Source organism: Mesorhizobium argentiipisi (SeqCode) (genome assembly GCF_037179585.1).
In the GTDB taxonomy this organism is placed as follows: domain Bacteria; phylum Pseudomonadota; class Alphaproteobacteria; order Rhizobiales; family Rhizobiaceae; genus Mesorhizobium; species Mesorhizobium argentiipisi.
The window spans coordinates 466,991-481,379 of record NZ_JAPYKO010000003.1 but is presented as its reverse complement, the minus strand read 5'-3'; the positions used below and the strand labels follow the sequence as shown (position 1 = coordinate 481,379).

Sequence of the window (14,389 nt, the reverse complement as noted above, 5' to 3'; positions counted from 1 at the left end):
CGGTTACTCTTGTAACAGCGCAGACGCAGCGCGCCGCCATTCACTTAAAACCTGAACAAGGGAATACATAACGGTGCGTCATCCGGAAGCGAACAAAATAAGGATTACAAAGGTAACCAAGCGCCGCAGAACACATCTATCTCATCGAAGCCGCTGATATGCTCTGAAAACAGTTTGCACAGAGCGCTTTCGCGCGGATGGATTGCGGCATGAAGCTTATCACTTGCTATTCTTTCAAAGGTGGGGCGGGCAAAACCACGGCGTTAATGGGTCTGTGCGCCTCGCTTTCCTCCAAGCAAAAGAAGATTGCGTTGTTCGAATCTGACCAAAACCGCCCGCTCACCAGGTGGAAACAAAAGGCCCTTCGCAACGACGCTTGGGACCGGCAATGCGAGGTATTCGTGGCCGACGAGCTGCCCGCAATGGTGGATGCATATGGACAGGCGGATCTTGGCGGCTTCGACTATGGGTTGGTCGATGCCCACGGCGGTCCCAGCGACTTGAACAACTCTATAATCGGCAGTTCCGATTGCCTGCTGGTACCCGCTATGCTGTCACCTCTTGACATCGATGAAGCGCTTGCAACGTGCCGCTACATCATCGAACTGTTAATGGCAGAGGGACTGGAAGCACATACGGCCATTCTCCGCCAGCGAGTGCCAATCGGCAGACTGACAGCGTCCCAACGAGCCGCGTACGAGATGCTGGACCTTCTGCCGCTGTGCGAAACCCCTATGCATGAGCGGGACGCCTTCGCGGCGATGAAAGAGCGAGGCATGTTACACATGACGGTCGCTAATATGGCCAACGATCCGGCAACGCGACTGATGCTGCATCACAGCCAGAGAGCATTGGATGAACTAGCTATGATCAGTGCATTCATCGAGAAGGCGTTGCAGGGCTGACAGAGGAATGCGCACGCCGATAGCTTCGGCAGCCAGCCAAACATGGCCGCTGGCCAGCATGCAACGACACCCGCCGAGACTTTGCCGCAAAAGGACTTTGATGCTTGCAATGACCTTGATCCATCGCAGGCCTATGCAGTTGCTGGTGACATCGAGCCAGAGAGGTTCATGACTGCTCCCCGTAACGATCTGGACGGAGTCCATCGGCCTGAGGAACTCCTTCTTGCGCGATACCTAATGCTCGCTTGGTTCAGCAATCCACTGCAAGCGCTCAGTGTTGCATTCAATGATTCCGTTATTGCGCCGGATGGCGCCGGCCTCCTCCAGCGCCAATATGGCCCGATTTACTTTCGGCCGGCTTGCGCCCAAAATCCCTGCTATATCGGACTGAGTGAGCTGCAGTTTCAGATCCGCTCTTACCGGCAGCTCATTGCCATGGATCTGCCTCAGGGTTACGAGCAGAAAACGGGCCGCCCGGGAATTCAGGTGATACAGAGCGATGGTTTCCAACTGCTCGGTGATACCCCGCATTCGTGAGCAGAGATAGCGGATTGTGGCTCTGGCCGCCCCCGGCGAAAGTTTGATGAGGTCCATAAATGGCCTCTTAGCAATGACGAAACCTTCGGAGGCGACCTGCGCCGTGGCGTCGGCCGATCGAGGCTGATCATCTAGCATGGCCATCTCGCCGAACAGATCCCCGGCTTCGAGTTGCCGGAGCACCAATTCACGCCCTTGTGGGGTGATCAGCGACACTTTGATCCGTCCAGAGATCACTCCAACCATGTAATTGCCCTCATCGCCTCTCTGGAAGATTACCGTCTCTGGAAGCCATCTGCGAAAGGTTGAAATTCCGGCGAGTGCCGCGATGGTCTTGTCATCGAAGTCCCGAAAAATCGGAAAGGACCGCCAGAAGGCAGCGCTTCTATCAAACTCGGCCATGTAGTTTCCTCGTTGGAAATGATTGGTCCTGTGACGCTCGCTTCTGGGTCATCACGTCGATTGAGCATCGTTGGCGTTCCCTCTCGCCCGGAAAAAGCGACTCTCGCACCGATGCGTTGTCACGCATCATCGATCTTCTGAGGCGGCGACGGCGAAACCGGACGAGAATAACCTTGGCTGCGGCTTGGACCGTTCGGGGCGCGCTCTTGTCTGTGACCTGGTAGATGATTGCGCCTCGGCGCTTCTGTCATAGGCTTCTAACGCCAGGTCCCTAACGACGCCGGCAAGTGTCGCAACCGGCAATGACCTGCAGCACGTCGACGCGCCGCCTCAGTCTATTGTTCGGTCGCTCGAAGGCCGATCCGAGCCGTGGGCTTCGAGCTCGATCCAGGATCTGGCCCGCTCTGCGAACCGGCCTGCCCTGAGAGCGGGCATCCACAGGTCTCGCTCTGCCGCTGCCGTCCGCTCGGGGCAAGATGCGCCATGGCCTTCATTGACTTCAATGGAAACGGGAACTGGTTATCGGGGAGGCTGGCCAACTGGGTCATGCCGGGCGCATGGAAATAAGCCGCGAGAGCGTGGCCGGCTTTGGCGTTGGCTGAGAATAAATGACGTGGTGATCGCGGCAACATGGAGCTGCTGGCAGTTGCGGGTGCCCTTTCTAGCTTCGGTGGGATCGCCAACCCGGCCAAACACCGAGGCCCGGCGGTGTTGTGTCCTTCATTTCCCATCTTAAAGAAAATCGATTGTTTCGATTTATCCCATCCACGTGACGGATGAATATGGGGCGCCCACGCTCCTCCCAGCACCTTCGGCTCTGCTGTAAAAGAGATGGCGCATTCACTGGCTTTGGCCGGTGTCAAATCTCCAGCAGCTTCGCAGTGATACTGAACACGTAACCGACGCCACGTTTGGTTTTTATCAGCTTCGGGGCGCGGATATCGGTCTCGAGCTTTCGACGCAGGCGCAATATCTGGACATCGATGCTGCGGTCTGAGATCTCGCCGTGAATGCGCGTGGCCCGTTGCAGGTATTCTCGCGAGACGGGCCGTTCTGCCACCTCGAGGAAGGCAATCAGGAGCGCATACTCGCCCTGGGTTAGAGGGACCAGTGCACCTGCAGGATCGCGCAGCTGTCGCGTCTTGAGGCGTAGCTCCCATCCGCCGAAAAGCCACTTTCCCGATTGTGACTTTCTCTGTGTTTCTACAGGGCCGGCAAAACGCCCCTTGGCCAGTGAGTTCACGCGCACCAAAAGCTCACGCACCCTGGTCAGACACTCGCCGGCCCCGGAATCAAGCCGGACCATGTCGTTCTCTCCTCGGCGGTTCTCAACGACAATAACGGAGACGTCCCCAAGGTTGCGCAGATCACGCACAAGGCGAGGGTCCAGATCCAAACTGGCAATGACAAGGTCGGGCTTTAGCTTCTGGGAAATCTTCAATGCTTCCCCATGCGCACCCCCCGCCCCAGTGGTCGACAATTCGCAGCGCAGCACGTGTTCCTCAACGGTCAGAAGAAGCGCGAGAACATCGTCGACTAAAAGGACGCTCCCGATTTTGCTGGCCTCGCTCATATATTGCCTCCATCCCCAACCCACCTTGTCGCTTCAAAAACAACCGCTGCTGACTACGCCCATTTGAGTGAGCAGCAGCCTCGGATTGCACGACCGGGGAATTGCTGCTGTAACCGATGGAACTTCACCTTGGTCACGACAGCTCGCCCCGGCGATTGCCGGCGGACGAGGCGCTGCGAGCGCCGGCGGGTATTGGAGCGGAGGACAAGGGGAGGAGCGGTTAACAGTGGAAACTCGGCCAAAACAGCTTGTTTTCGGATCGTTGCCGAAAGACAAAAATCGTGATGCGTTGTCGCGCTCGTAAAGATCTGAGCAGCGCCGTGTAGCTGCGGTACGCTCGCGATCGCAGTCCTGCCGGCTAAGGGCGCCAAGCCAGGAAATGCCGCTCAATGCAGCCGATGAAGCAATTGACCGCCAGGCCCATGAGTGAAAGCATCGTCACCCCGGCAAACAGGTGCTCCAGGTTGTAGAGTGATCCTGCGTCCAGGATGTAGGCGCCCACGCCATGCTCGGCACCGAGCATCTCGGCTGCGACCAGCAGAGTTATGCCGATCGAGATGGAGACGCGCAGGCCTGACAGGATGCCCGGAAACGCTCCGGGCAGAATGATTTTGCGCACAATCGAGAGCCGAGCGAGGCCAAAGCTCTGGCCCATCCGGATCAGGCTGCGGTCGACATTGTCAACCGCCGCATAGGTGGCGACCACCGTGGGGGTGAAGGTACCCAGCGCTATCAGCGCATATTTCGATGTCTCATCGATACCGAACCAAATAATAAAGAGCGGTAGCAATGCAATCTTGGGGACAGGAAGGAGCGCCGCGACCAAGGGCAGGAGACCGGCGCGTGTGAAGCTGCACAAGCCAATCAGAACACCGAGCCCTACGCCAAACACGACGCCGATGGAAACGCCAACAGCGAGGCGCCGCAGCGATGGCAGCAAGTGCTCCCAAAGCAGCCCGGTCTGGTAAAGCTGGACGAAAGACTCGAGGACCGCCGAGGGGCGAGGCAGCGTCAGGCCCGAGATGAAGCCCGTTCGGGTGCCGACCTCTGCCAGCCCGATCAGGAGGATGGCAACCAAGAAACCGACAAGGGGGGCGCGTGTGGGCGCGAAGCCGCCGCCGCGGAACTTTACGAGTTGCGACACTACGATGATATCAGCCATCGAGCAGTTCCTGATCGGCGGCCATTGCTTCGTCTCTCATCAGGGCCCAGAGCTGCAGCTGCATCTTCTCCAGAACCGGAGCGCCGGCGTATCTCTCGGCCAGCGGCTGCTCGATTGTGAGCATATCGCGGATCCTTCCGGGGCGACGGGAAAGCACGACAATGCGATGTCCTAGCCGCACGGCTTCGCTCAAATCATGCGTGACATAGACGGCGGTAAAGGGCTGACGCGTCCACAGCGAGACGAGATCATCCATCAGAAGCTCGCGCGTCTGGCTGTCGAGGGCCGACGTCGGTTCGTCCATGAGCATCACCGCGGGACTGACCGCCAACGCGCGCGCAATTGCAACGCGCTGGCGCATGCCCCCCGACAACTGCTTCGGCAAAGTGGCGCGGAACTCGGAGAGCCCCGTGCGGGCAAGTACATCGGCGACGATCCGCTCGACGTCTTTCGCGGCGAGTTTGTGATCCTCAAGCACCAGCTTCACATTGCCTTCCACGCTCCGCCACGGCAGCAGAGCGAGATGCTGGAAGACGTAGGTAAGAGGATTGAGCGATTCAGCGGGCGGCGCGCCGACCTGCAGCACCATGCCTTCTGTCGGACGCTCCAACCCGCCCAGGAGGCGCAACAGGGCGGATTTACCGCATCCCGACGGGCCGATGATGCACATGATCTCGCCCCTTGGGATCCTAAGCGAGACGTCGCTCAGAACCTCCACGGAGCCATAGCGGTGGCTAACATTCTTTAGCAGCAGTTCCATGTCTTCTGTCCCGCCTCCTGAGCCGGCCGGCGGAGGAGGGTCAGATCGTCTCGACGTAAGAAATATCGAAGAGCATCTGTGCCCTGATCGTCTCGCTCACCATTTTCTCCTCCTTGAGCCAGACAAGCTGATTCATCGCGGACTCGAGTGTAAGCGCACATCCCGTGTTGATGCGCATGGCGCTGCCGACGAAGATTTTCTTCGCGGCCGGGAACGGATGGTCGGAGTCGACATATTTGTGAATGATCTTGGCCACCTCATCCACTTCCTCCGGTGTGGCGGTCTTGTCTACGACGGCAGCGTTGTAGTCGTCGATCGCCCTCGAATGGGCGGTGATAAAGGCTTCGGTCTTCTCCCGCTCGTTGGCGGCGTTATTCGTGGAGGTCAACACCGTCGTCACCTGATAGTCGGGCGCATAGTCGGACACGAGACCGATCTGCTTGGCACTGCCTTCGGCCAGCATCTCATTGGCGATGCTGCCCTGGATCGCCCAGGCGTCGATCTGGCCCGTGCCCAGCGCACCAACGATTGCATCGACCTTGTGGAGTCGGCGCAGGCTGATTTCCGACATCGGGATGCCGTTCGCTTCCGCGATCTTGTGGCACATATAATGAAAGGAGGAGCCGGCCGTCGTGATACCGAAGCTCTTGCCGTTCAGGTCCTTCGCCGTGGTAAGGCCGGCCTGGTACGCTTTTTCCGAGGCCAGGATAATAGCGCCGGCGACACCCTTCTCCTCTGACACCGCGCCGCCGATCACCTTGATTGCGCCCTTTCCGGCGAGGTTCACGAGTCCGCCGCTCATCGCGGTAACCGCATAATCGGCGTCGCCTGAGGCAATCGCCATGGCCATCGGCTGAGCTGCCTCGAAGAACTCGAGTTCGACGTCCAGCCCTTCGTCCTTATAGTAGCCTCGCTCGCAGGCGATGTAGCTGGGCGCATGGCTGGCGAGACGCATCACACCAAGCTTCACCTTACTCGCAGCAAAGGCCGGCCGGCCGAGCAGGGTCAAAGCCCCCGCTGTGCCGAGACCGACAATTGCCTGGCGGCGGTTAATCGCGAGATTGGTCACGTTGCATGTCCTTTCAAGAGCGGTTCTTATGTGTTTGGCTGGTGGGCTGGCATTGTTACGCCTGCCGGTATGCTGCCTCGCTCAAATCGCCGCTTGGTCCGTTGGATCCATGCGGCGTGATGTTCCGCTCGAACCATTGCTTCCAAACGTTCTACATCTCCGTTGGACGCAGGCTCGCAGATCGCAGCAGCTCGCTGCGAACTTCAACTGCTCGCTTTTAGGAGGTCAACCTTACGAGCTGCTGACGAAACTCAAGCAGGGATGTTTGATCTGCAACTTTGTCGTACGAGGCTCGCGACAAGATTTTCCCACGCAGTGCGATACTTCGTCAGCTCGAAGGCGCGAGCAAGGAACGGAAACGTCTGCTAGCATCTGCAGCAATTCCAGCGGCTGGGGAGTCTCTGGTTCACGCCGTCCGGCCAGCGCGAGCCAACCGCCCGCCCATCCGCCTGAAATGCAATCCGAAACTCGATCATCCGTCGGTCACCTGCCTCGCTGCCAACTCCACCGTGAGCCGAACGCGGCGGAGAGATGGTCTTGTCCATCTCTCCCCCGCGGATGCGCCAGGGCAGAGCGGGGCCGCCCACTCGCAAGGGGGTGGTGATTCCTCTAACGGATCCGTCCCGCTCGAAGCGCAGCCCAACTCCGCTCGCCGGCACTCGCCCCCTCGCTGCCGCGCGCTCAGACAACAGGCTGAAGCCAGCGGATGCCCAGGTTAGCCAGTGTGTAATTGTTGTCATGCCATGACCACGGAAATTCAGGGCGAGTTTCGCGGCGCGCTCTCTAGCAATTTATCCTGGTACTCCTCGGGGATTGGGAAACCATGGATTTAACGTCGGCCATTGATCAGCCGCTGGAGAGAGGTGGTTCTTGGGCACGTAATCCCGCACGCTCGGCGGCAGAAGCTGTGCCTCATCAATCTTCCAGGGGCGACATTCCTTGCTCATAAGTCGGCAAGGAATCAGACCCGTCCGAACTTGACCAGTGACTACTCGGACAGGCTCCTAGCTTAATCGCAACGAATTCAACTCCACGCGTAAGCCTATGGTCAGCTAACCGGTCTAGCGTGCTCTTCAGTGCTTGGGAGCAATCAGCCCGGGTGCCATTCAAACCTACCGACAGGAGAGCGAATCTGATGTACGGCCGAATCAATGCCTCGTCCAGCCGGTCCCCAAGTCCTAACCATGCCGAGGGATCAAATCGGGCAGCAGATACTGACCGCTTTGCGGAGAATGTTGCAGGCGTGGCGTCCGATCTTCCAAGTTCATCCTCGGGAGAGCCGCGACCATATTTCCTGACTTCGCAACCTCCGATCGAGGAGATCGACAGGTCCACCTTCAGGAGAGAAGTGAGGGGTTTCTTTGGAGATGATATCAAGCACATTGCCGATAATCCGCAAGAGTACTCGGGTTTCGTATCGCTAAAGGCCTTGAGCGCGGCAAACGTTGCTAGAGGCTACGCCAGCACCGGCAACGATTCGGCCGAGGCACGGTATTTCAGCTATAAGCTAGGCGACAAAAGTGTTGGCCTTCTGAAGACTGAAGGCAGCGTGAGGGTACCCGCGCGTGCTCACGCCCAGTTTCCCGGGCGAACTGATATCACCTCCCAAGTAGCTCTTCGGGTTACTCACCCCCTTGTCGAGAATGCCGGTGATATCCTGCTTGAGCATCAACTTCGGCTTGACGGCGAACGCCCATTGGTCCTGTCACGCCCTGCTGCTAGGGGGGCAGAGGGCCGTCTCAGGCAGATGGGTTTTGCTCCTGTGGGAAGAGATAAATGGATCCTTGATCCTGCACAGCATCCGGACAAATGGAATAATGATGACGGTGAATGGCGGCGGACAGACAAGCCTACGCTATATCTTTCCAAGAGCGGTGACGACGATAGGGAAGCAAGCGTCGAGACAGACTCGTCCGTTGAGACAGACTCGTCCGATGATGATCCGTCCTGGTATTTCGACCGCCTTAATATCGAGCCGGACGGTAATATCGAGCGGGACCGTAATATCGAGTGGGACCGCGCGCCGCGGACGCGAGATGACTATACAAGGTGAGCGCGACGCAGCAGAGCTGAGGACAGAAGTGGATCCGAACCGATTTCCGGCTCTCAGCAAAGAGCGCGGCAGGCGTATTTCGGCCGGCGCAGGACGACCATGCGAAGCTTCGCCGACGCGATGTCGAGCCGCCCTCCCGATGTGACGGACCTGACCGCAGCCGATAGCGGCAGCGTGACCGAAGAGGACGGACCTTTCCACATCGCGGCCAAGTGATACGTGAAACCGGAGCCGCTTCGGCGGCTCAGGTTAGTGAGAGGCAGCAGAATTTTCCGGCTGCGCGCAAGCACGGCCGGGGACCTCGACACCATGAGGTCAAACGAAGCAACGAGAAGGGAGGCCGCAAAACTCGCCGACCTTGACCGTTTACCGACCGAAGAAAACCACAACTCGATGCGGCTCGCCCTCGCAGCGAGGCGCATCGTCGTGACCGGAAATGTCAGCCGTTCAAGGTGTCCTTGAGCGCCTTGGCGGGCTGGAACACCAGCTTCTTCGATGCTGCGATCTTGATGGTGGCGCCTGTCGAGGGGTTGCGACCATTGCGCGCCGGCTTGTTCTGCACCTTGAACTTGCCAAATCCATTCAGAGATATTTCCTCGCCCTTCGCTGCCGCTTCCGCAATGCCTTTTAGCACGTCATCGACTACGGCCTTTGCGTGGGTCCTCGATAGGCCGTGCGCGTCAGCGAGACGCTCTGCCAGATCATTCGTGTTTACAGCCATCGTTTCCCGTCCTTCTTCAGCTGATAATGAACATTCGCTTTATTGCACAGGCACTGCGAGATCAGGAATACCGTTCTCAAGCGTGATCTGTTGGTTTCGTTTTGGGACGCCGCCTGACGGGTCAGGCTTTTGGCTAGGCTGATGTAGTCTTTCGCGACTCCGACCCTCGGGTTTCAATTCGCGACGCGAAGGACGGCGGCGGACTTGCGCGGGCCAAGCGCTTCATACCGCCATAATCCGAAGAGGGGCTCGGCATAGTTTGTCGGCATAAACAATGCTTATGCCGCGCGCGGCATACGATTAGGGAGGCGATGACAGTCCATTGCTCGGCGCCGCCATCGGAACCTGCAAAGAGTGCCTTCTTGCGGTTGAGCGCGATCGGCCTGATCGAACGCTCGACGGTGTTGGAGTCGATCTCGATGCAGCCGTCATCGAGGAATAGCGTGAGCCCTCCCCAACGCGAGAGCGCGTATCGGATCGCCTCGGCGAGCTTGGTCTTCTGGCTGATCAGGCCGAGCTTCTCGCGTAACCAAGCTCGAACTCGGCGATGATCGGCCGGCTTCTCTCCTGGCGCGCGACGCGGCGCCCCTCCGCAGTCTGGCCGCGGATATCCCTCGACGCAATAGAGCTCGCCGATGCGCCTCAGCGCCTCGCTGCGATCGGCGCTGGACTGGCAACTGCCAGTTCATAAAAGCGCCGGCGGACGTGATGGCATGGACGCCCCTTCCGCTTCCGCCCTGTGGCGAGGAGTATGGAGCGTGGTCAAACAGAAGGAGATTGCCATGCGAGATGAAGTTCACGTGGTCGGCCTCGACATTGCCAAATCAGTCTTTCAGGTTCACGGGGCTGACCAGCATGGGAGAGCAATTGTCCGACGGAAGCTCAGGCGTGATGACGTGGAGCAATTCTTTCGCGTCCTTCCGAGCTGCTTGGTTGGGCTGGAAGCTTGCCCGGGTGCACATTTCTGGGGTCGGCTGCTGCGCAGTATGGGACACGAGGTCCGCTTGATCCCTGCGCAATACGTTCGGCCCTACGTAAAGACCAACAAGAATGATGCCGCCGATGCCGAGGCGATCTGCGAAGCAGTCACGCGACCGACGATGCGCTTCGTTCCCATCAAGGAAGAGATGCAGCAGGAGATCCTGGTCATCCACCGAGTTCGGGAGATGTTGATCCGCCAGAGAACCCAGTTGATCAACGCGATCCGCGGTCACTTGGCGGAATTCGGGGTAATTGGTCCGAACCGGGCACACAACATCGGCCTTCTCACCGTTCTGATCGAAGATGAATCGGAAGCGCGTATTCCGCCTGTGGCGCGGCATGCGCTGCGTTATCTCGTCGAACAGCTAAGAGAGGTGAAGACCAAACTCGCCCGGATCGACAGCAACTTGGTTGCCGTCGCGAGAGGTTCCAGCGCCTGCCGGCGATTGATGACCATACCCGGGGTTGGCGTTGTCACCGCGAGTGCCTTGGTTTCGTCCATGCGTGATCCGGCCGACTTCAAATCCGGCCGTCATTTTTCCGCGTGGCTCGGACTGGTGCCCAAGCAGCATTCCACGGGCGGCAAGGAGCAGCTCGGCTCGATCAGCAAACGAGGGAACGGCTATTTGCGCAAGTTGCTGATTCACGGCAGCCGTTCGCTCATGCGCTGGCGAGGGCGCACCTGGATTTGGCTCGCTAAATTGAGAGACCGGCGGCCTGCCAATGTTGCGGTCGTGGCGATCGCGAACAAGACGGCACGAGTTGTGTGGGCATTGCTGCGATACGGTGGAACGTACGGCGCACTGACGCGTGAAGCGGCATGATCTTTGCCGTCATTCTGATCAGCCCGACTTGGGGCCGATGCGCTTGTGAGGATAAGTAAGGCAGGTGATGGCAAGACCGGGCGTACCGGGACCGGGTGAACCCGTTGGGCGCATCGAGCCTCGAGCTCGCGCAACGTGATTGGGTGCCGGTTCGCGGATATTCCATCAAGGCCCGTGGTGCAGGGTGCTCCACATCGTAGAGGCCGAATAGATGACTGCAGCCGCAGGCATTGCCGAAGCCGCGCATAAAGTCCTTGCAAAGTCGGGGGCGTCCATAGATGTGCCCAGCAGAAGGCGAGCGTGACGCCACTTTTCTCGGCCAGGGTGCGATAGCCGCCATAACCCATTGACCTGCAGGGTCCCGCTAAGGCCGGGGAGATGGGCAATCGGCCGCTCGGCTTTGCGGTCCGGCGCATAGACATATGCCACACCCGGCGAGTCGCTGCCCTGCCATGGCCGGTCATCGCGGACATAGGTCCATAACTGCCCGACAAAGAGCTTGGGCGAGGCCTTCAGCTTCTCCAGCGGCCGCTCGTGAATGGGACGCATATGCCAGGTGACGAGAGTCGTTCGGTGACGGTTGCATGACTGTTCATGTACCGCTTCGGCATGATCAAAGCCCAGCTTGGCGCACCTGACGAGTTTCGAAATGCGTTGCAGAAATGATCAGTGTGAAGCAGTTAGAATATTCACTTCGTCCCACCAGCCACCGCCCGCTCCTGTGGGAATTGCCTAAAAACTCGATCGTCGGTCGGTCAGCCATATATCTCCTCTATCTATGAGCCGAAAGGCGAAGGGAGAGATGGTCTTGGCCATCTCTCCCCCGCGATTTCCGCCTGCGCAGAGCGGGGCCGCCCGCTCGCAAGGCGGCGCTGATCCACATCGTCTGAGCTGACACGATCCGCCCCGCTCGACGCGCAGCCCAGCTCCGCTCGCCGGCATTCGCCCCCCACTCTGCCGCGCGCTCACGCGCCCCCGGAAGGCATGCCGAGGGGCATGCCTTCGGCATGTAACGGGAAAGGACCAGAACCATGACCATCCATGCAAAGAACGTTGAAACCGCCAATGTCAGCGCAAGCGGCACTGAGGTTTTCATTCCGCTGAACAAGTTGAAGAAGTCGCCGCGCAATGCGCGCAAGACGCCGCACAGCGAGGCGATCATAGAAGCCTATGCGGCGAGCATCGCCGCCAAGGGCATACTGCAGAACCTTGTGGTCGAGCCGGAGCTTGACGGCGAGGGCGCTGAAACCGGCTTCTATTTCGTCAGCATCGGTGAAGGCCGCAGGCTGGCGCAGCTTTTGCGCGTCAAACGCAAGCAGATCAAGAAAACCGAACCTGTCCGCTGCGTCATCGACACAGTGAACGATGCGCACGAAATCAGCCTGGACGAGAACGTCACGCGCGAGGCGATGCACCCAGCGGACCAGTTCGAGGCGTTCCGACGCCTCAACGAGGAGCGCGGCTGCGGGGCGGAAGAAATCGCCGCCCGCTTCGGTGTCACCGCACACGTGGTGCGGCAGCGTCTGCGACTTGGTTCTGTCAGCCCCAGGCTGATGCAGGTCTACCGCGATGGTGATCTCACCCTCGACCAGTTGATGGCCTTCGCCATCACAGAGGATCATGCAAGGCAGGAGCAGGTTTTTGACAACCTCACCTACAATCGCGATCCCTACATGATCCGCCGCCAGCTTACACAGACCCATGTTGCGGCAGCCGACCGCCGCGCCGTCTTCATCGGCGCGGACGCCTATATCGATGCCGGTGGCACGATCATCCGCGACCTGTTCACGGATGATCGCGGCGGCTTTTACGATGACGCGGCTTTGCTCGACCGAATGGTCATCGAAAAGCTGCAAGGCGTAGCGGAAACCGTCAGGCAGGCCGAAGGCTGGAAATGGGCTGATGTCCATATCGACTATCCGCATGCGCATGGCCTGCGACGCACCTATCCGCAGCCGGTGGTTCTGTCGGAGGAAGACGAAGGCGCCTATGCGACGGCGTCCAACGAGCTCAACCGGCTGACGGAAGAATGGAGCAGCGCCGAGGAACTTCCCGATGATGTCGACAAGCGTTTTGGCAAGCTTGAGGCTGAGATGGAGCGCATCGACGCACTGCGCCACGCCTACGACCCGGATGTCATCACGCACGGTGGTGTGTTCGTCGTGCTTTCCCATGACGGGACGGCGCGCATTGAACGCGGTTTCATCCGCGCCGAAGACGATCAGCCGGAAAGGCAAGTGCAAGAGGATAGCGATGGCTACACCATCAACGGCGATGGTGAGATCATCGAGGACGGTATCGATCCGGACCGCGATGCCGATAGCGACGACGAAACGCAGGACGCTGGCAAGCCGCTTTCCGATCTTCTCGTCCGCGACCTCACCGCGCATCGGACACTCGGCCTTCGCCTTGCACTTGGCGAGCAACCGGACATTGCGCTGATCGCCGTCACGCATACGCTCGCCGCACAGGCTTTCTATCAGGGCGCAGAATCTCACTGCTTGGAAATCCGGCCAACCAGCACCTACCTTGCCGGCCACGCGAATGGTATCGAGGACACGGCAGCGGCCAAGGCTCTGGCGGATCGCCACGCAGGATGGGCAGCGGATATGCCCGGCGATGTGGCGAACCTATGGGGCTTCATCGCTTCGCTCGACCACCCCAGCGTCATGGCGCTGTTTGCGCATTGCGCCTCACTCACGGTCAACGCCGTGAAGCAACCTTGGGAGCGCAAGCCGTGCGCTCATGAAACGGCCGACAGGCTGGCAACGGCGCTTAGCCTCGACATGACCGCCCACTGGGCGCCGACGGTACGTACCTACCTCGGGCGCATAACCAAGGCACATATCCTCGCCGCCATATGCGAGGCAGTGAGCGACGAGTCGGCGGAAAGGCTCGCTGCCTTGAAGAAGCAGCCGATGGCCGAAGCCGCCGAGCAGTTGCTCGCCGGAACCGGTTGGCTGCCGGCGCTGATGCGAACGGTGGAGCCCACTGTGCTTGCCGAGACAGGTAACGATCGCGGCGAGGAGGCGAACGAACCGCCAGCGGGAGACCTTGCGCCTCTGGATGCAACGGATTTGAGCGCAGGCAACAGCGGCAGCATGGCCGAGGAAGGCCAACCCTTACACATTGCAGCCGTCTGATAGGCAAAAGCCGGAGCCGCATCAGTGGCTCCGGTTAGCATCTTTGACAGGTAGGAGAATTTTCCGGCCGCGCGGAAGCGCGGCCGGGGACCTCGACAGCACGACAACATCGGTCGCTGCAACGAAAAGGCCACTCCGACAACGCGCAATGCGCGTCAATCCACGACGGCGACCGACGGTGGCGGACTCTCCCGCCGAAGCGCCTGCGAGGCACGCAGACTTCCCAGGTGGCGGATCACGCGGCAACGCTGCGCGGAAT

11 protein-coding genes and 1 pseudogene are annotated in these 14,389 nt (G+C 59.6%); 4 read left to right on the top strand and 8 right to left on the bottom strand.

The window, feature by feature from the left end:
* The first annotated feature begins 209 nt into the window (after positions 1 to 209).
* On the top strand, positions 210 to 905 hold the full coding sequence (locus tag O7A05_RS07680) for a conjugal transfer ATPase VirC1 (RefSeq protein ID WP_337092359.1): 696 nt from the start codon (positions 210 to 212) through the stop codon (positions 903 to 905).
* 234 nt (positions 906 to 1,139) lie between these two features.
* Here the strand turns inward: O7A05_RS07680 and O7A05_RS07675 are convergent, their stop codons facing one another.
* The 5 genes from O7A05_RS07675 to O7A05_RS07655 all read right to left on the bottom strand — a co-directional run bounded on the left by O7A05_RS07675 (position 1,140) and on the right by O7A05_RS07655 (position 6,408).
* Entirely contained in the window at positions 1,140 to 1,844 is a 705-nt protein-coding gene (locus tag O7A05_RS07675) for a Crp/Fnr family transcriptional regulator (RefSeq protein WP_337092358.1), read from the bottom strand.
* Between the two features lie 859 nt (positions 1,845 to 2,703).
* Entirely contained in the window at positions 2,704 to 3,417 is a 714-nt protein-coding gene (locus O7A05_RS07670) for a winged helix-turn-helix domain-containing protein (RefSeq protein ID WP_337092357.1), read from the bottom strand.
* 358 nt (positions 3,418 to 3,775) lie between these two features.
* Positions 3,776 to 4,579 (bottom strand): ABC transporter permease, encoded by an 804-nt coding sequence (locus O7A05_RS07665; RefSeq protein WP_337092356.1) that lies wholly within the window; start codon positions 4,577 to 4,579, stop codon positions 3,776 to 3,778.
* Positions 4,572 to 5,339, bottom strand: coding sequence for an ABC transporter ATP-binding protein (locus tag O7A05_RS07660; protein WP_337092355.1), 768 nt, complete (start codon positions 5,337 to 5,339; stop codon positions 4,572 to 4,574). Before O7A05_RS07660 ends, O7A05_RS07665 begins: the two co-directional genes overlap by 8 nt.
* A 40-nt stretch (positions 5,340 to 5,379) precedes the next feature.
* Positions 5,380 to 6,408 carry an ABC transporter substrate-binding protein gene (locus O7A05_RS07655; protein ID WP_337092354.1) on the bottom strand — a complete coding sequence of 343 codons (1,029 nt, stop codon included), beginning with the start codon at positions 6,406 to 6,408 and terminating at the stop codon, positions 5,380 to 5,382.
* 1,243 nt (positions 6,409 to 7,651) lie between these two features.
* Here O7A05_RS07655 and O7A05_RS07650 point away from each other — a divergent pair.
* A complete protein-coding gene (locus O7A05_RS07650) occupies positions 7,652 to 8,461 on the top strand; it encodes a host specificity protein (protein ID WP_337092353.1) in 810 nt (269 codons plus the stop codon).
* A gap of 439 nt (positions 8,462 to 8,900) precedes the next feature.
* Here the strand turns inward: O7A05_RS07650 and O7A05_RS07645 are convergent, their stop codons facing one another.
* Positions 8,901 to 9,182 (bottom strand): HU family DNA-binding protein, encoded by a 282-nt coding sequence (locus tag O7A05_RS07645; RefSeq protein WP_337092352.1) that lies wholly within the window; start codon positions 9,180 to 9,182, stop codon positions 8,901 to 8,903.
* Positions 9,183 to 9,315: 133 nt separating this feature from the next.
* Positions 9,316 to 9,819, bottom strand: a complete 504-nt coding sequence (locus O7A05_RS07640; protein WP_415926977.1) for an IS66 family transposase — start codon at positions 9,817 to 9,819, stop codon at positions 9,316 to 9,318.
* 145 nt (positions 9,820 to 9,964) lie between these two features.
* On the opposite strand from O7A05_RS07640, the gene O7A05_RS07635 reads away from it, so the two are divergent.
* Positions 9,965 to 10,987: an IS110 family RNA-guided transposase gene (locus O7A05_RS07635; protein ID WP_032936374.1), complete on the top strand. Its 1,023-nt coding sequence runs from the start codon at positions 9,965 to 9,967 to the stop codon at positions 10,985 to 10,987.
* A gap of 275 nt (positions 10,988 to 11,262) precedes the next feature.
* Here O7A05_RS07635 and O7A05_RS07630 read toward each other — a convergent pair.
* Positions 11,263 to 11,560: pseudogene (locus O7A05_RS07630) on the bottom strand (IS66 family transposase); the annotation flags it as partial.
* Between the two features lie 458 nt (positions 11,561 to 12,018).
* Here O7A05_RS07630 and O7A05_RS07625 point away from each other — a divergent pair.
* The gene (locus O7A05_RS07625) at positions 12,019 to 14,130 is read left to right on the top strand and encodes a ParB/RepB/Spo0J family partition protein (protein ID WP_337092351.1); all 2,112 of its coding nucleotides are present in this window, start codon (positions 12,019 to 12,021) and stop codon (positions 14,128 to 14,130) included.
* Positions 14,131 to 14,389: the final 259 nt, after the last annotated feature.